17 protein-coding genes are annotated in these 16,329 nt (G+C 68.2%); 7 read left to right on the forward strand and 10 right to left on the reverse strand.

The annotated features are described in order from the left end of the window. Positions 1-70 precede the first annotated feature (70 nt). Genes ON21_RS39660 through ON21_RS39665 form a run of 3 tightly spaced genes read left to right on the forward strand, consistent with a single transcriptional unit; the run spans position 71 to position 2,230 of the window. The gene (locus ON21_RS39660) at positions 71-979 is read left to right on the forward strand and encodes a TIGR04222 domain-containing membrane protein (protein ID WP_051021320.1); all 909 of its coding nucleotides are present in this window, start codon (positions 71-73) and stop codon (positions 977-979) included. Positions 980-992: 13 nt separating this feature from the next. Next, on the forward strand, positions 993-1,847 hold the full coding sequence (locus ON21_RS25190; RefSeq protein WP_039801621.1) for an MbnB/TglH/ChrH family RiPP precursor modification enzyme: 855 nt from the start codon (positions 993-995) through the stop codon (positions 1,845-1,847). Beyond that, the gene (locus tag ON21_RS39665; RefSeq protein ID WP_039801540.1) at positions 1,844-2,230 is read left to right on the forward strand and encodes an SCO6045 C-terminal-like domain-containing protein; all 387 of its coding nucleotides are present in this window, start codon (positions 1,844-1,846) and stop codon (positions 2,228-2,230) included. Before ON21_RS25190 ends, ON21_RS39665 begins: the two co-directional genes overlap by 4 nt. A gap of 18 nt (positions 2,231-2,248) precedes the next feature. Here ON21_RS39665 and ON21_RS39335 read toward each other — a convergent pair whose 3' ends face one another. Beyond that, on the reverse strand, positions 2,249-2,401 hold the full coding sequence (locus ON21_RS39335; RefSeq protein WP_169332731.1) for a hypothetical protein: 153 nt from the start codon (positions 2,399-2,401) through the stop codon (positions 2,249-2,251). Positions 2,402-2,608: 207 nt separating this feature from the next. On the opposite strand from ON21_RS39335, the gene ON21_RS25200 reads away from it, so the two are divergent. Then, positions 2,609-3,115, forward strand: a complete 507-nt coding sequence (locus ON21_RS25200; protein ID WP_039801542.1) for a metallophosphoesterase family protein — start codon at positions 2,609-2,611, stop codon at positions 3,113-3,115. On the opposite strand, the gene ON21_RS25205 is transcribed toward ON21_RS25200, so the two are convergent. The 5 genes from ON21_RS25205 to ON21_RS25220 all read right to left on the reverse strand — a co-directional run bounded on the left by ON21_RS25205 (position 3,112) and on the right by ON21_RS25220 (position 8,437). Beyond that, entirely contained in the window at positions 3,112-3,738 is a 627-nt protein-coding gene (locus tag ON21_RS25205) for a class I SAM-dependent methyltransferase (protein WP_039801544.1), read from the reverse strand. The two genes, ON21_RS25200 and ON21_RS25205, sit on opposite strands and share 4 nt — an antisense overlap. 64 nt (positions 3,739-3,802) lie before the next feature. Further along, complete coding sequence (locus ON21_RS25210) at positions 3,803-4,882, reverse strand: mechanosensitive ion channel family protein (protein WP_051021327.1); 1,080 nt, start codon at positions 4,880-4,882, stop codon at positions 3,803-3,805. A 165-nt stretch (positions 4,883-5,047) separates the two neighbouring features. Further along, positions 5,048-5,194 (reverse strand): hypothetical protein, encoded by a 147-nt coding sequence (locus ON21_RS38675; RefSeq protein WP_157170961.1) that lies wholly within the window; start codon positions 5,192-5,194, stop codon positions 5,048-5,050. 162 nt (positions 5,195-5,356) lie between these two features. Then, positions 5,357-6,814 carry a lipase maturation factor family protein gene (locus ON21_RS25215; RefSeq protein ID WP_039801545.1) on the reverse strand — a complete coding sequence of 486 codons (1,458 nt, stop codon included), beginning with the start codon at positions 6,812-6,814 and terminating at the stop codon, positions 5,357-5,359. Positions 6,815-6,886: 72 nt separating this feature from the next. After that, complete coding sequence (locus ON21_RS25220; protein ID WP_039801547.1) at positions 6,887-8,437, reverse strand: acyl-CoA carboxylase subunit beta; 1,551 nt, start codon at positions 8,435-8,437, stop codon at positions 6,887-6,889. A 211-nt stretch (positions 8,438-8,648) separates the two neighbouring features. On the opposite strand from ON21_RS25220, the gene ON21_RS25225 reads away from it, so the two are divergent. Continuing rightward, a complete protein-coding gene (locus tag ON21_RS25225; protein WP_039801549.1) occupies positions 8,649-8,987 on the forward strand; it encodes an MmcQ/YjbR family DNA-binding protein in 339 nt (112 codons plus the stop codon). Between the two features lie 16 nt (positions 8,988-9,003). Here ON21_RS25225 and ON21_RS25230 read toward each other — a convergent pair whose 3' ends face one another. Both ON21_RS25230 and ON21_RS25235 read right to left on the reverse strand, forming a co-directional pair. Beyond that, positions 9,004-10,431 carry a superantigen-like protein SSL4 gene (locus ON21_RS25230; RefSeq protein WP_039801551.1) on the reverse strand — a complete coding sequence of 476 codons (1,428 nt, stop codon included), beginning with the start codon at positions 10,429-10,431 and terminating at the stop codon, positions 9,004-9,006. 244 nt (positions 10,432-10,675) lie between these two features. Continuing rightward, the gene (locus ON21_RS25235; RefSeq protein WP_063821123.1) at positions 10,676-11,632 is read right to left on the reverse strand and encodes an EamA family transporter; all 957 of its coding nucleotides are present in this window, start codon (positions 11,630-11,632) and stop codon (positions 10,676-10,678) included. A gap of 652 nt (positions 11,633-12,284) precedes the next feature. Between ON21_RS25235 and ON21_RS25240 the strand changes: the two genes are divergently transcribed. Both ON21_RS25240 and ON21_RS25245 read left to right on the forward strand, forming a co-directional pair. After that, complete coding sequence (locus ON21_RS25240) at positions 12,285-13,043, forward strand: PP2C family protein-serine/threonine phosphatase (protein ID WP_218004142.1); 759 nt, start codon at positions 12,285-12,287, stop codon at positions 13,041-13,043. Between the two features lie 241 nt (positions 13,044-13,284). Continuing rightward, positions 13,285-13,767, forward strand: a complete 483-nt coding sequence (locus ON21_RS25245; protein WP_039801553.1) for an adenosine-specific kinase — start codon at positions 13,285-13,287, stop codon at positions 13,765-13,767. A 94-nt stretch (positions 13,768-13,861) separates the two neighbouring features. Here the strand turns inward: ON21_RS25245 and ON21_RS25250 are convergent, their stop codons facing one another. Together ON21_RS25250 and ON21_RS25255 are read right to left on the reverse strand one after the other, a co-directional pair. Then, positions 13,862-14,737 (reverse strand): LLM class F420-dependent oxidoreductase, encoded by an 876-nt coding sequence (locus ON21_RS25250; RefSeq protein ID WP_039801554.1) that lies wholly within the window; start codon positions 14,735-14,737, stop codon positions 13,862-13,864. A 136-nt stretch (positions 14,738-14,873) separates the two neighbouring features. Then, on the reverse strand, positions 14,874-16,265 hold the full coding sequence (locus ON21_RS25255; RefSeq protein WP_039801630.1) for a DUF1214 domain-containing protein: 1,392 nt from the start codon (positions 16,263-16,265) through the stop codon (positions 14,874-14,876). Positions 16,266-16,329 lie beyond the last annotated feature (64 nt).

Genomic DNA, 16,329 nt, shown 5'->3' on the forward strand with positions numbered 1-16,329 from the left:
ATTCGGCATGGCGTGTGAGCCTCCGCGGCCTGATACTGAGGGCAGGGTTGGACCGATTCCGAGGTGGGAGATGAAAGTGATCGGGGTGGGCTCGGACGGACTTGTCGCGGCCGGTGATACCTGGGGTATTTCCGGGCCGCAGTTCCTCTCCGTCTACATACCGCTCGTGCTGATAGCCGTGCTCGTCGGGATCTGGCTGCGGTCCCGTGCGACGCGCGCGGATCCGGAAACCGACTCGGTCACCGCGCCGGGCGCGGAGCTGACCTCACCCGAGCTGGGGATGCTGTACGGCGACCAGAACGCCGTACTCGCGGCGATGGCGCGGTTGCGCGGCCTCGACGCGATCGATTCGGCCGCCGCGCCGGTCCGCACCCTCACACCGCAGGAGCTCGGGCGGCTGGATCCGTTCACCGTGTCGGTATACGACCGGCTGGCGGCGGGTCAGCGCAAGACCGTCGGCGCGATCGCGGGCGGGTCGCTCGACGCGCTGCGCACCAGGATGGTCGACCTCGGGTACTTCCCGGGACCCGAGATGCGCCACGGTCTGCGTGATGCGGGCATACCGATCCTCGTCACCGGCGCGCTCGGCCTGGTGCGGATCATCGCGGGCGCCTCGCACGGCAACCCGGTGGGTGTGCTGGTGGTGCTGGTGCTCGCACAGGCGGTCGCCTACTGGTTGGTGGTGCGCAAGCCCCGGCTCACCGCGCTCGGTGTCCGCGCCCGGGACGCCGCGTCCGAGCGCAATCGGCATCTGCGGCCGAGCAATTCGCCTTCCTACGCGACCTATGGCGCCGAAAGCGCGGCGCTCGCGGCCGCGGTTTTCGGTATCGGCGCGCTCGTCGCCCTCGATCCCGGACTCGCCCAGGCAGTCGCTCCGCCGAGTGCGTCGGGCGGCGGTGACGGCGGGGGTGACAGCGGGGGCGACGGGGGCGGATGTGGCAGCGGGTGCGGCGGGGGCTGCGGCGGTTGCGGTGGATGAGCGCCTCGGGCCGCTGCCGCCGGACGCGCTCGGTATCGGCTGGCGGGCCGAGATCTGCGGGGTGATAGCCACCTTGGCGGGACTCGGATTCTGCGAGGTCATCGCCGAGTCGTTGCCCGGGGATACCCGCCGCGCCGGGGAGATCGCCGTCCCCGAGGAACTGGCCGCTCTGCGCGCACGCGGCGTGGCGGTGGTGCCACACGGCATCTCGCTGTCGCTCGGCGGGGCGGAGCCGGTCGCGGGCCATCGCGTCGAGCACTTGGCGGCCTGCGCGGCGGCGGTGGCGGCTCCGCTGGTGAGCGAGCACATCGCGTTCGTCCGCGCGGGCGGCCTGGAAGCCGGACACCTGCTGCCGGTGCCGCGGACCCGGGAAGCGCTGGACGCGCTCACCCGCAATATCGCCCGGACCAGGGCGGCGCTCGACGTCCCGCTCGCGGTGGAGAACATCGCCACGCTGTTCGACTGGCCCGACGACGAATACACCGAAGCGGAGTTCCTGTCCGAACTCGTCGAACGCACCGGTGTATCGCTGCTGCTCGATCTCGCGAACGTCTACGCGAACGCCCGCAACCGCGGTCGCGATCCGCTCGCCGAACTCTTGCGCCTGCCCACCGAACAGGTGGCGTACTGCCACGTCGCGGGCGGTCACGAATCCGGCGGTCGCTACCACGACACCCACACCGATCCGGTTCCCGGCGAAGTTCTCACGCTCGTCGCCGAATTCACCGCGCATCGTCCGGCGCCGATGATGCTGGAGCGCGACGGCAACTATCCGCCCGCGGCAGAACTACTCGACGAACTGGACGCCCTCGCTACCGCCGCCGCCCGCCCACCGATCACCGCGGGCGCCAGGGCGGTACCGGCGTGAGCGCCGACTCCGTACCGGAACAGCCTTCCGGCGGTGCGACGCTGGCGCAGCGGCAAGCAGCGCTGGTGCGTGCGCTGGTCGCGGGAGCCCCGATACCGCCCGGATTCGACGCCGAGGCCGTCGGAGCGGCGGCGGACGCCCTGCTGCGCAAGCGGGCCGGTGAGGTGGCGCGCCGTTACCCGCTGCTGGTGCACGCGTGTCAGGGTGAGTTCACCGCCCGCTTCACCGCGTGGGCCCGCAGTCACCCGAAGACGACCACTCCCGCCGATGCCGCCGCCTTCGCGGCCGCCACCGGGATCGACTGTAAGGCCATCTCACTCCGCCGGGCGAGAACCCGCTGGTGGTTTCCCTGGCATCGCGCATCGGCCGACAGCACACCCTGAGTTCGGACCTGTCCTGTCCTACGGATGGCGGGCCTCGACCCCGACCGCGGAGTCGCCGGCGTCGCGACGCTCTTCGAGCCACACACTGACCGCCACCGTCACATACGCAGCGACGGTCGCCATCCCCGGCAGCATCAGCATGAGCATGAGAAACGAAAGCATCGAAGACACAAGCCCTCCCGGACAACGCGATGGAAACTGTCGTACCGGTGCGCTGCACTGCGTCACCGTCACGCCCGGCATACCCACGAGCGGAGGTCCAATCTCCACCGGGACGCCGAGCTGATGTGATAGATGTCACAGACGCGATCTGCCGTGCCGTCCGCCGGACGACCGGGATAATCGGCGCTCCGCCGCAACCGTGGTAGACCGGTCACCATGCGGTTGCTCATCGTCTCCGATACGCACGTGCCCAAACGTGCGCGGGATCTGCCGGAGGTGCTCTGGCGCGAGGTCGACGCCGCCGACGTGGTCGTGCACGCGGGCGACTGGGTGGACGTCGCGCTGCTCGACCGCCTCGAAGCCCGCAGCGAACGCCTCGTCGCTGTCTACGGCAACAACGACGGCCCGGATCTGCGTGCGCGGCTGCCCGAGGTCGCCCGCGCCGAACTCGACGGACTCCGGCTGGCGGTGGTGCACGAAACCGGACCCGCGAAGGGCCGCGAGGAACGCTGTGCCCGGAATTTCCCGGACACCGACGTACTCGTCTTCGGCCACAGCCACATTCCGTGGGACACCATCGCCGACAGCGGGTTGCGCTTGCTCAATCCCGGCTCGCCCACCGACCGCCGCAGGCAGCCGGACCACACCTATCTCACGGCGCGGATACAGGCGGGGCGGCTGAGCCAGGTGACACTGCATGCCCTGGCACCGCAGACGCCCTAACTCTCGGCGGCGATCAGCACTTCCAGGGTGACCGGTTCGACGAAACATCCGCCGGGGTCGATCGCGAGCAAGTTCTCGGTGATCGTCTGTTCGAACGCGGCGCGCCGGTCCCCGAGCAGCCGGTGCAGTGGCAGCGAGGTGGAGTAGAGGTACCCGATCGCCTGCTCGATCGTCCACGCGCGTTCGAATTCGTGGACCAGCCGGTGCACGCAGGGAAGGAGGATCGCGCCAGTATCTCTTCGTGCGACTCCTGGCCTTCGGCCGCGGTCGGCCTGCCCGATGGTCACCAACCGGAAACGCCCCAGCCCGCCCGGGAGGTCCTCCGAACCGCCCCGCACCCAGGTCACGTTCGCAAGACCCGCGGCTTCTGCGCGGCGGGCGGCTTCGACGAGCATCGTGGGCTCGGGGTCCATGCCCACGGCTTCGGACACGTGCCGCGCGAGGGGGACGGTGAGCTGGCCCGTGCCGCAGCCCAAGTCGAGTAGTCGGCCGGTGCCGTCGAGTCGCAGCCGCCGGACGAGATCATCGAAGAACCGCCGCGGATAGTCCGGCCGGTAGCGCGCGTAGTGCCAGGCTGTTCCGGCGAACAGGTCGTCTGTGATCCCCTCGGTTGCGTCGGTCATGATCGCCTCCCCATCCCCGATCCCGGCCCTCGTCCGGGTGCGACGCGAAGACTCGATCGTAGCGTCAGTCGCCGCCGTCGCCCACCAGCGCCAAGTGACGATCGCCGGTGGCGGCGTCGGTGATGGCGGTGGAGATCTTCGGCAGGGCGTAGGGATGGTTGCGGCCGAGCCAGTCGAGCATTTCCTCGCGGACCGCGCAGCGTAGATTCCACACGTCGTCGGCATTGGCCGCCGACATCGTCGCGCGCACCACGATGTTGGTCGGCGTGCTGTCGGTGACCTGCAGACTCCAGGCGCGGCCGTCCCAATCCGCGCGCGTGCGCAGGTACTCCTCCAAGTGCTCACGCAGCAGCGGCACCGGTGTGCTGTGATCCAGGTACAGGAAGACCGTCCCGGTGATCTGCGGGCCGCCACGCGACCAGTTCTCGTACGGCTTGTTGTTGAAGTAGGAGACCGGCATGGTCAGCCTCCGGTCGTCCCAGATCCGCACGGTGAGGAACGCCAGGGTGATCTCCTCCACGATGCCCCACTCCCCCTCCACCACGACGGTGTCCCCGATCTTGACGGAGTCACCGAACGCGATCTGCAATCCGGCGATCAGGTTGCTCAACGTCGACTGCGCGGCGACACCGGCGATGATGCCGATCACCCCTGCCGAGGCCAGCAGCGAGGTTCCCAGGGTCCGCAGACTCGGAACCAGCAGCAGGATCACGACGGCGGCGGTCGTGACCACCAGGACCGACGTGATGATCCGGCGCACCAGGCCGAGCTGGGTACGCAATTGCCGTACCCGGGTGATGTCCTGGGTACGCCGGGCGTAGGAGCGCAGCGTGTTCTCCGCGACCGCGTCGGCGGCACGGATGACCACCCACGCCGCCGCCATGATCGCCGCCGTCGCCAGGACCGTGCGGATCATCGCGTCCTGGCGCAGTTCCAGTTGCGCCAGCGGATAGGTGGCGTGCAACGCCAACGCGCCGAGCAACACCTGCAGGGGCAACTGCACCCGGCGCAACAGCGTGGGAAGTTGGTTGCCCGGACGTCTGCTTGCGCTGTAACGCAGTAACCGATCGATCAGCAGACCGGCCGTCACGGTGATGGCCACCGTACCGAGAATCACGATGAGCGGCCGTAGTATTTCCTCCAACGGATCGAACTCCTTCTCCTCCTCCACTCACCCGTGCGAGGCGATTCTTGCGCCGTTTCGGCAAGAAATCTCGAGCACTCGATGCGGCTCGAGCTCCCGCTCGGATGAGTGCCATGTTTCGATTCCGGTTCCGGCGAAGCGACCCTTCACCCGGTCGAGGTGTTCCTACAGCAGCGCCAGCGCCATGCTCAGCACTGCCAACACCAGGACCCATGCCGCGATGGTCCATTCGATGGGCCATTCCGTGCCGGGATAACCGCTGTCACCGCGTCGAGCGGCGCGATACTGCGAGCGCGAGGCCGAGACGGACATACATCCTCCTTCGGTCGGTTGCGTCATCGAGGCGCATACCCGCTTTCGTCGTCGATCGTCGCCACGCCAGTGTGGCGAATGCCACCGTCCACGGCGTACTGCGGGCGCAAGCCGTTGTGGGTCAGGGATTCTCAGGCCGAGCCCAGTGGGTCCGACCGGGTGTCATTGCAGACCGGAATGGCTGCGGTAACGCAGGTCGTCCAGCGATAGCGGCGGAACGTATCGCGTCACCAGTGTGCGGTCCCACCACGCCCGGGTGCGGGCCAATTCGCGCGGTGTGGTGAAGCGGTAGAGATACAGTTGCGCCCGGACGAAACGGGGCGCGGCCTCCGGGAAGGGATTGTGCCGTAGCAGTCGCAGCGTGGCCGCGTCGTTTTCCAGCAGTCGTGCCAAGAAGGGGCCGAGCCACGACTGCGCGTACCGGGGTGAGGCGGCGGCGAACCACATGAGCCAGTCCAGCCGCAGATGGTACGGGGCCCACTGCCGCGGCAGGCGGCGTGGATCACCGGGTTTGCCCTTGAATTCGTATTCCTTCCACCGCGTCCGGCTCGTGACGGTCGGCTCGTCGGTGCCTTCGACGACCACCTCGTAGCGGGTGCGGCCGATGCTGCCGAACGCTCCGTAGGTATTGACCAAGTGATAGGGGTCGAACGACCGGTTCATGGCCTGATGACTGGAGATCAGATTGCGTGCGGGCCGGTAACTCAGGAAGACCACCAGCGCGGTGAACGCGATGACCAGGCCCGTGTACCACGGTGGCGGTCCCGGCAGCGCCGGCGGCGCGGGCACCGGCAGCACCGCCGCGGCGGCCGGCCCGCTGACAAGCCCACAGGCGAGGATGATCGTCAGCCAGTTCAGCCAGGCGAAGTTACCCGACAGCACCAGCCACAACTGCGTGATCACGATGACGGCCGCCGCGATGCTCGCCACCGGCTGCGGCGCGAACAACCCGAAGGGCACGACCAGCTGGGCGAAATGGTTGCCCAGCACCTCCATCCGATGCAGCGGCTTGGGCAGGTGGTGGAACAACCAGCTCAGCGGTCCCGGCATCGGCTGCGTCTCGTGGTGGTAGTACAGGCAGGTCAGATCGCGCCAGCACCGGTCACCGCGCAGTTTGATCAGTCCGGCGCCGAACTCCACCCGGAACAGCAGCCAGCGGGCGAGCCACAGCACCAGCACCGGCGGCGCGGTGCGGTCGTTGCCGAGGAAGATCACCAGGAACCCGCACTCGAGCAGCAGTGACTCCCAGCCGAAGGCATACCAGTCCTGTCCCACGTTGACGATCGACAGGTAGAGCGCCCACAACAGCGTCCACATCAGCATCGCCGCCCACAGCGGCACCACATCGGCGACGCCCGCAACCATCGCCGCGGACAGCGCCGCACCGAACCAGGAGACGACCGCGAAGAACCGGTCGGAATAGTGGACATGGAAAATGCTCGGCGCGCGCCGGAACGACCGCCCGGCCAGCCAGCGCGGCACCGGCAGCATGCCGTGCTCCCCGATCAGCGCCCGGAATTGGCGGGCGGCGACCACGAAGCCGATCAGATAGACGGCTGCGACACCGCGGGTCAGCAGCTGCCTGCCCAACCAATATTCGGGTGCGGTGAACCAGTCCATGCCCGCAACTCCTCCGACCGCGGACCTTCGTCCTCCGGCCGCATACCCGGCCCGGCAGCGAGGAAACCCGAACTACATCGGATACAGGCTGTGCTTGCGCGGGTTGTGTTCGGCAGCCGCCTCTTTGTCCCGCAGGAGTCGCAGCGCGTGCCGTATCTCCAGCCGGGTCCGGGAAGGCTCGATGACGGCGTCGATGTATCCGCGTTCGGCCGCGATCCACGGCGTGGCCACGGTGGTGTTGTACTGGTCGATCATGAACTCCCGTACCGCGGCGCGCTGCTCCTCCGGCACCTGCAGCAGCTGACGCCTGCCCGCGATGTCGACCGCGCTCTCCGCGCCGATCACCGCGATGCGGGCGGTGGGCCAGGCCAGGCTGATGTCGGCGCCGAGCTGCTTGCACGCCATGAAGCCGTACGCGCCGCCATAGGATTTGCGCACGACGACGTTGATGATGGGCACGGTCGCCTCGATGATCGCGCGGAACACGCGCCCGCCGCGGACGATGACACCATTGCGCTCCTCCTCTACGCCGGGGAGCACGCCGGGAGTGTCGACGACGAATACCAGCGGGATGCCGAAGGCATTGCACAGCCGGATGAAATGGGTTGCCTTGTCGGAGCATTTCGCGTCGACCGCGCCGCCGAGAACCAGCGGCTGGTTGGCGACGACGCCGACGCTGCGGCCGTCAACGCGGGTGAAGCCCGTGATGAGATTCGCCGCGGTGGCGGAGCGGATCTCGTGGAAATCGCCGTCGTCGAAGATGCGCAGCAGGATCTCGTGCATGTCGTATCCCTCCCGGTCGGAGTCCGGGATGATCGACTCGAGTTCGAGATCGGTGGCGGTGATCTCGGGTTCCAGACCGGGGTTGACGATCGGCGCTTGCTCCAGGCAGCTCGACGGCAGATAGCTCAGGTACTTGCGGGCCCAGTCGAAAGCCTCCTGCTCGGTGGCGGTCACGTGATGGATCGTGCCGTTGCGGGCCTGCACGTGAGCGCCGCCCAGTTCCTCCGCGGTCACGTCCTCGCCGGTCACCGTCTTGATCACCTCGGGCCCGGTGACGAACATGTAGGAGTTCTCGGTCGCGACGAGCACGTCGGTGTTGACCGGGCCGTACACCGAACCGGCGGCGCACTTGCCGAGCATGATGGAGACCTGCGGGACGAACCCGGACAACCGCTCCTGGCGCCTGCTCATGTGGGCGAACCAGGCCAGCGAAGTGACCGCGTCCTGGATCCGGGCACCGCCGGAATCGTTGATCGCCACCACCGGGCACGCCTTCTCGAAGGCGAACTTCAGGATGTGGGCCACCTTCCGGCCGAACATCTCGCCCACCGAGCCGCCGTACACCGTCTGGTCGTGCGCGATGACCACGACCGGCCGCCCGTCGATGCGGCCGTGGCCGGTGACCACTCCGTCACCGTACTTCGCGTCCGGCGCTCCCGGCGTGCGCGCGAGTGCGCCGATCTCGACGAACGTACCAGGATCGAGCAGCGAGCGGACCCGTTCGCGGGCACTGGGTATGCCTTTGCTCTGCCGTTTGGCGATGCCGGACGCACCGGCCGGTTCCTCGGCGGTCGCGAGGGCGTCCCGCAATCGCTCCAACTTCTCGCGTGTGCCGACCATCCGAAACTGCCTCTCGACCTCACTGGCTTCTGCGCAGACGATAGGGGGCTGGACGCAGAGCACCATGGTCCTGAGGCGATTACTGGGCAGCTCACAACGCGCGGATAGCCGCGTTGGCACGACGCCCTATGGATCGGTCCGGCATCGCACCGGCAACCGCTATGCCCTCCGGCGTCAGAGACTTCCCTTGCGGGCTGGCAGGATTCGGTGCATGAGTTTCACCGGGGACGATGTCCGGGCCTTCGCGCTGTCGCTACCGGAGACATCCGAACAATTCACCTGGGGGATGCCGACCTTCCGGGTCGCGGGCAAGCTGTTCCTCACCCTTCCGGAAGCCGAGACCTCGATGGCGGTCCGCTGCCCCATCGCCGAGCGCGACGAACTCGTCCTCGCCGAACCGGAGAAGTTCTGGATCGCCCCGCACGAAGCGGGCAACGCCTGGGTTCGCGCGCGACTGACCGCCCTCGACGACCGCGACGAACTCGAAGCCATCGTGCGCGACTCGTGGCAGCAGGCCGCACCCCGCCATCTGCTCGACAACGCGGGGTGACCTGATCGACGCGGCCTCAGCGTGCGCGGCGGCGGCGTGGCCGCGGCGCCAGTTTCAGGCCGAAGAGCAGATCGGTGTTGCGGACCGGCGTCGGCTGGTCGGACTTGCGGAGCAGTCCGGCTTCGCGGATCCAGCTGTGATGCCAGTGGTACAGATCCGGCAGCGTCACCTCGCACGCCGCGGCGAGCCTGCGGAGGCGGAAACCCGCTCCGCCGATGGCGCCCGCGAACAGCTTGGTGTTGGGCGTCGGGCGGGATTCCTGGTAGGCGCGGGCTTCGTAGAGCAGAGGGCGCGCCGGTGGCGGTATCACCCACACATACAGGTCGGGAGCATGGGTGTAACCGATCGGGCCGTTGAAGATCAGCGCGTCCGTGGTGAGCGCGACACAAGGGATGGCGTTGAGTTCCATCGCGGTCGCGCCGGTGAACAGCGCCGTCACGATCGCCGCCGCGTCCACCGGATCGGCGGTCCTGGCCCGGACCCGGGCGACCAGCTCGTCATCGACCGGAACCGTCGTCAGACCCGGGCCTACCGAGTAGGCGAGATCCTGGGGCAGATCCAGGCGCAGCCCGTGCAGCAGGAACGCCGCCTGCGCACCACGCAGGCGCGTGATGGTGTGCCCGCGACTGGGACTGTCGGCGACGAGTGCGCCGAGGAACCGGTAGAGGCTGAGAATGTCGTTCCACTCGTCCACCACACCGGCGCCCTGGTGGAAACGCTCCGGCACGGTGAGGCGAGGTTGTAGCACCGAGAGCATGTATTCGGCCAGGCCCGCCCCGCGCGGCCCCAGCCAGCTGCCGACGCCGTTCTGGTTCAGGTCGTGCCTGCACGCTCGTCCGGTGTGTTCGGCCAGCCACCGGCAGGCCGTCTGGATCCCGTCGGTGTAGACGGCGTCGATGCGCGCGAATTCGTCCGGTGGCAGGCTCCGGTAGGCATCGGCGCGGAAGGTGGTGACGTCCCCGTCGGAGATCTGCGGCAGCAGCCCGCCTCCGGCCGCTTCGGAAAGCGTGATGATGCGGGACGGCCGGTGATTGATCTCGCCATATCCCACGTGCCTGGTCGGTGGCTCCGGGCCATCGATCCGGGTGGTCGGCGGGTCAGGGACATCTATGCGTGTGGTCGGCGGATCGGGAACGTCGACGCGGGCGGTGGGCGGATCAGGAACCTCGACGGCGGCGGCCGTCTGCTCGGGAACGTCGACGCGCGTGGTCGGCGGATCAGGAACCTCGACGCGGGCGGCCTGCTGCTCCGGGACATCGATGCGTCTGGTGGGCGCGGACGCACCGCGGCGCTCCTCCAGCCACCGCCACAGGTCCTCCTCCGGCACGCCCAGCCGCTGCGAACTCGATCGCACCTGGTCGGCGGAAAGTTCGTTGTGTTCGTCGAGCTGAGCCAACCTCTCCAGCTCCGACGGACGCAGCGTGGGCACGCTTGCGTCGACCACAGCCACAACCTCCCGGATTATTGCACCCGCGATGCGTCACGCGGGTTCGAGACTTCAGTTGCAGAGCATTCGATCACGTACCCGCCGGTAAGGCTCGGAATTCAACCGAGTTTCGGATGTTGTCTACGTCACCGACATCTTCGCCCGCTACCGAAATCACCGCGTGCGGAATGCATTTTGCCTAGTCATCATGTCTGTCGGCAGCCGCGACGGAAACACGTGAGCGATGCCGACATCGAAAAACCTACGTGGCTTTGTCTACAGCGGTGGACACCGCCATTTCGGCATACGCTCGATCGCCGCCGTCGCGAGCGACGGCACGAGATCCGTGCGCCACTCCGGCGCACGCCAGGACCACCAGGCCGATGCCCGACCACTGCGCCGCGCGCATCTCCTCGCCGAGCAGTAGCAGCCCGACGCCCGCGGCCACCGCGGGCTCCAAACTCATCATGACGCCGAACACCGCGGGCGCGATCCGGCGCAAGGCCGCCATCTCGATGGCATGCGGCACCAGCGACGAGAGCAGCGCCAACGCCGCGGCGCCGAGCAGGAAGTCCGGATTCGCCGGTGCCACAGCGTCGTTCGCGACCAGCACCGGCAGGGCGAGCAGCCCGCCGAGGCCCATGGACAGCGCCAATCCGTCGTGCCCGGCGGTGTGCCTGCCCACTACGGCGCCGCACGCGATGTAGGCGCCCCATCCCGCACCGGCCGCGACCGCGAACAGCACACCGCTCCACGACACCGGTCCTTCACTGTCGACCAGCAGCAGAACGCCCGCTCCGGCGAGCGCGACCCACAGCGCGTCGCGGGTACGCCGCGACCCGATCAGCGCGACGGCGAGCGGACCGATGAAGTCGATCGTCACCGCCATGCCCAGCGGGATGCGATCCAGCGCCGCGTAGAAGCACAGATTCATGCCCGCGATGGCCACACCGAGCCCGGCGATCGGCAACAGCGCCCGGCGCTCGATCCGCGGCGACGGTAGCCACAGCAGCATGGCGAACGCACCCGCCAGCACGATCCGGCCGCACGCGACGGTCACCGGGGCGGCGAGGGTGAACAGATGCTTGGCGATGACCGCACCGAGCTGAATGCTGACCATCGCGGCGACCACGAATACCGGGGTGGGTACACCGCCGCGTCGCGGGCTCAGCCGCGGCGCGAATCGTCGGGAAGCAGGCTCGGCGGGACTGATGACCACGTAGTGCTCCGTTCCGGGACACGCCCGCGCCCGGCGCGGGCGGGCGTGCGTTGTCGGGTGCCGCCGAATCGGCCCGCGGGACCGTCTCGGCGCGTCGATTGATATGCGGCAGAAAGGTTCTCGACGTTCAGCGCCGAACGGATGCGGACGGATACCTGCCCGACAGCCGTGCTGGGACGTAACAAGCCGGAGGCTCCGAATTTGCGGTCTCCACGGATATCCGGCGAATTGCCCGATCGGATTCGAACAAATCGGACAAACTCGCTCCACCCCGGTGAGTTACGCGCTGCGTGCGCCCCTGCTTCACAGCGGAGAACGTAAATGCGGCGAGCAACGATCGGTGAGCCGATTGATTGCCGGAATCCGGAAATAAAGTTGCGAAACGCGCCGCGAGCTGTGGAGTGCGGCACAAGGTACACCGGTGATCGATCAGTACGCCTCGTGTCCGCCCGCCGACGACGGCATCACGAGACGATGTCTTCCGCCGTCGCCACCGCGGAGGTCACCCTTCCGGGATACCGGCCGTGACCTGATCGTGAGCGAATTCTCAGCGTTCACACAACGGACTCTCGCCAAGCCCAAATACTGATGCGGTGTCCTTGATGGGTGCTGGTCGGCAGCACTCAGAGCCCAGCCCCGAGGAGACCAGTTCATGTCCACCGGTACCACCGCGAGCATGCCGCGCATCGAGACATCGTGGCTGGGCGGGGCGATGAGCGCTTCGGCCAGTCGGCGCGGGTCACGGTCGATCAACGCCGACGCGGTCGCGGTCGAGACCGACGTCGTCACCGGAACGACCGCGTGCGTCGTCGCCGATGGCGTCGGAGATCACCTGCTCGGCGCCCGCGCGGCACGCACGGTCGCCGCCGCCGCGGCACGCGTAGCCGCAGGCGAGGGAGCGCGCGCGGGGATCATGGCGGCCCAGGAGGAGCTGCTGCGAGAGGTTCCGGAGCCTTCGGCCGACAGCGTGCTCGTGGTCGCGGTCTTTCCGGCCGCAGGTGGACCCGACGGCCCCTGCGAGGTGGCGTGGGTCGGCGACTGTCGCGCGTATCGCTGGAACGGCCGGGTGCTGCACCAGATCACCACCGATCACACCGTCGCCGAGGTGTACCGCGCCCGCGGGCTCGATCCGAAGCCGCGCATGCACCATCTGGTCACCACCTCGGCGCGCACCGTTCGGCCGGACGCGATCGGGTACGCCGTCACCGGGTCGAGCACGGGCAGACTGCTGCTGAGCACCGACGGCGTACACAAGCCCCTCGGAATCGCCGCGGTCAAAGCCATCCTCGCGCAGGGCGACGCCGCTCCCACGGTCGCGAACACCTTGGTGGATGCCGCCCTCCAGGCCGGCGGAAGGGACAACGCCACCGCACTGGTCGTGGACCTGCCTTCCCGGCCCGGCGGCGCCTAAGGCGTACCTCCGCCTTCGCTCCGGCCATGCGCGGACTGAAGACGGACAAAGTCCGGCCGCACCCATCCTGCGTACCTCCGCCTTCGCTCCGGCCATGCGCGGACTGAAGACGGACAAAGTCCGGCCGCACCCATCCTGCGTACGTCCGCCTTCGCTGGGCGGTCACGCGTCCACTCGCGACGCGTTCGGTACAAATGTCGAAATGCTATGAATCGGCGTCGGTGGGGCGCAGTATGTCGCTGTGGAGTTGACAGCCGTGCACATCGACAAACCGGACGATCTCAACGTCGTCATCGGACAGTCGCACTTCATCAAGACCGTGGAAGACCTGCACGAGGCGCTGGTCGGGGTCGGTCCCCATCTGCGCTTCGGGCTGGCGTTCTGCGAGGCCTCCGGACCGCGCCTGGTCCGCTGCTCCGGCAACGACGACGCGCTCGTCGAACTCGCCACCAAGAACGCGGTCGCCATCGGCGCGGGACACTCGTTCGTCGTCTTTCTTCGCGAGGGATACCCCGTCAACGTGCTCAACGCCGTGCAACAGGTCCCGGAAGTATGCGGAATCCATTGCGCCACAGCCAATGCCGTCGAGGTTCTGATCGCGGAAACGGAACTCGGCAGGGGAATCATCGGAGTGATCGACGGTTCGGCCCCGCTCGGTGTGGAGAATGCCGACGACCAGGCGGCCCGCAAGCAACTGTTGCGCCAGATCGGCTACAAACTGTAGAACCGCGATCGAATGGTCCGTGCCGTGGTGTCTCCTGATCGCATCACCAGCCGGGCCCGGAACTCGTAAGCGGTCCGGGCCCGCCGCGGACAACTCAGCCGAGTTCCGCCAGTTGCGGGACGGCAGGCGCCATGGCATCGATCCATGCCGCCGGCGAGCCGGTGGTCGGAGTGACAATGGCGGTCTCTATGCCGAGTTTCGCGTAGTCGGCCATTTGCCGGACGAATTCGTCGCGGTTCTCCGGGTTCGGCCGCGGGTTGTTGGCGATGATCGTCTTGCGGATCTCGTCATAGTCGCGGCCGACGTCGTCACAATGCCCGCGCAGCACGTCGAGCTTGTGCTCGACATCCGCCGGCGAGGAACCGAACAGGTTGCAGGCATCGCCGTACTGCGCGACCAACCGCAGCGTCTTGCGCTCTCCCCCACCGCCGATCAACACCTTCGGCCGGTTGATGGGTTGCGGCGAACACAATGTCTCGGCCAGCTGGTAGTACTTCCCGTCGAACGGCCCGTTGTCCTGCGGGTCCCACATCTGGCGGCAGATGCGCAGAGTCTCCTCCAGCCGCTCGAACCGTTCGGCGGTTGGCGGGTACGGCACGCCGAGCCCACGGTGCTCGCGCTCGAACCACGCGGCACCGATCCCGAGGACAGCACGACCGCCCGACAGGACGTCGAGGGTGGTGACGATCTTGGCGAGCAGGCCGGGGTGACGGTAGGTCACGCCGGTGACGAGCAGCCCGAGGTCGATGCGCGAAGTATGCGCGGCCAAGTAGCCGAGGGTGGTGTACCCCTCCAGCATGTTCGCCTCCGCGGGCAGCCCGGTCGGCTCGATCTGGAAGTAGTGGTCCATGAACGACAGCCAGGTCGCGCCGGATTCCTCCGCGGCCGCGCCCACCCGCGCCAGCTCGCCGGCGATGGCGGCGGTACCACCGTCGATATCGAAGATTGGCAGATGAAAACCGAGCTCCATGAAGTGATCCCTTCTGCTGGACAACCCTGTATGAGCGCACACTAAGTGCTGGAGTGCACTCCAGGTCAAGCAGCGGTTCGATCCGCGAAACGCAACCGGTCCCATCCCGCGCCATGCGACCGCCGCCCACACTCGATCAGCTCGTGCGCTCGAAATCCCCCGGCTTCCAGGTGCCGTCGAACGCTCCCTCCTCGGGTCCGTAGATGCGCAGACAGGCGAACCATCCGCGACCCGGGACGGTTTGCAGCCAGCGGGTTTCGGCGCCGTCGGGAGGGATGGGGCCGAAGTGCAGGCGCACGGGACCACCGGGAGGAAGGTCGCGCAACTCGAACAGCGATCGGAGGGCGGCCATGCCCTGGCCGGCCTGGATCTGCGAGCGGGTCGCGGCGTCGTAGACCGTCACGGACCAGAACAGCCCGGCCGGGACCGGGCACGGTATGTCGAGGGTGTAAGTGGCACCGCCGTCCAGGTAATCCCCGCGCCGGTCCCGCACGCCGAGCCAATACAGCGATCCGCCGCCCACCTGCCGCCGGAACATGGCCGGCGAGGCGGTGATCGCTTGGGCGAACCACCGGTCGCGCGCTTCGAGATCCAGGCCGGAGGCGGTCCGGAAGTCGCCGTTGTCGGCGACCAGTCCCACCCATTCCCAGCGACGATCCGGCCATGCCGTGCGGTCCGGGCGGGCGCTGGCGAACGCGGAGACGAGCAGGTGGTCGCGCCCGGCCCGCGCCGCGGCCGTCAACAGCGTCGCGGACCGGCGGTCGGGCGCGAACCGGGCGCCTCGCTCGATGCCGATGGCCCCGAGCAGCCCGTACAACGGCAGGAACTCCGGCACCACCGGTTCGGTCTCCAAGACCCCGTGCAACACCTGCCAGTAGGAGAGGCCGTCTTCCCAGGACAAGCAGGTGGAGTCCATGGCATCCCCGGTGGTGTCCACGATGTCGAGCACCGCACCGGCCGCGCCGAGTGGATGGACCCGCACCTCTCGCAGCGCGTCCATCGCCTCGGAGAGGTCGCCGCCGAGGGGCAGCGCGCGCATCGCGAGCAGCACTTTGAACGACGCGGATCGCCCGACGTGGGCCCGCTCCGGCAGTGCGCCCGCGTAGCCGGGGGGAACGATGACGTAGGCGCCGCCCCGCCCTCGGTCGGGCCCGGGGATGCCCAGGTCGGTGATCCAGCGTTGATGATGATCGTCCACCAGCCCGATGTACGGTCCCGGCGGAAGCTCGACCACCATCGGCCCGGCCGACAGATCCAGCACCGCCGCGCCGTACGGAGTGTCGGAATTGAGGGTGAACCCGATTTGCCGCGGCCCGGCAGAGAGGATCCCGATCGCGCGGTTGTCGTTCAGCCCGATCTCCCGGTTGCCGTGGAAGATTCCCTCCATCGACACGGTCGGATACCAGAACCGGTACGCGACCACGGCGCGCTGGAACAAACTCTCGTCCCATGCCCGGGTCGCGGAAGTCTCGATCGGATACCCGTTCGCGAACTCGTACCGGCTGTCCACCATCGCCGAGGCCGTCATTTCCTGGACGGTGCCACCGCCGTTCCGGGCGGGCATCACCCGAATCGGGTGAAAGCGCACCGAG

The organism is Nocardia araoensis NBRC 100135 (assembly GCF_000308435.1).
In the GTDB taxonomy this organism is placed as follows: Bacteria; Actinomycetota; Actinomycetes; order Mycobacteriales; family Mycobacteriaceae; genus Nocardia; species Nocardia araoensis.

Excerpts from the sequence above, each read along its gene's own strand:
- ON21_RS38675 (WP_157170961.1), bottom strand. The coding sequence starts at position 5,194 with ATGTCCGTCTCGGCCTCGCGCTCGCAGTATCGCGCCGCTCGACGCGGT.
- ON21_RS25240 (WP_218004142.1), top strand. The coding sequence starts at position 12,285 with ATGTCCACCGGTACCACCGCGAGCATGCCGCGCATCGAGACATCGTGG.
- ON21_RS25255 (WP_039801630.1), bottom strand. The coding sequence starts at position 16,265 with ATGACGGCCTCGGCGATGGTGGACAGCCGGTACGAGTTCGCGAACGGG.
- ON21_RS25200 (WP_039801542.1), top strand. The coding sequence starts at position 2,609 with ATGCGGTTGCTCATCGTCTCCGATACGCACGTGCCCAAACGTGCGCGG.
- ON21_RS25215 (WP_039801545.1), bottom strand. The coding sequence starts at position 6,814 with ATGGACTGGTTCACCGCACCCGAATATTGGTTGGGCAGGCAGCTGCTG.
- ON21_RS39660 (WP_051021320.1), top strand. The coding sequence starts at position 71 with ATGAAAGTGATCGGGGTGGGCTCGGACGGACTTGTCGCGGCCGGTGAT.
- ON21_RS25220 (WP_039801547.1), bottom strand. The coding sequence starts at position 8,437 with ATGGTCGGCACACGCGAGAAGTTGGAGCGATTGCGGGACGCCCTCGCG.
- ON21_RS25205 (WP_039801544.1), bottom strand. The coding sequence starts at position 3,738 with ATGACCGACGCAACCGAGGGGATCACAGACGACCTGTTCGCCGGAACA.
- ON21_RS25225 (WP_039801549.1), top strand. The coding sequence starts at position 8,649 with ATGAGTTTCACCGGGGACGATGTCCGGGCCTTCGCGCTGTCGCTACCG.
- ON21_RS25250 (WP_039801554.1), bottom strand. The coding sequence starts at position 14,737 with ATGGAGCTCGGTTTTCATCTGCCAATCTTCGATATCGACGGTGGTACC.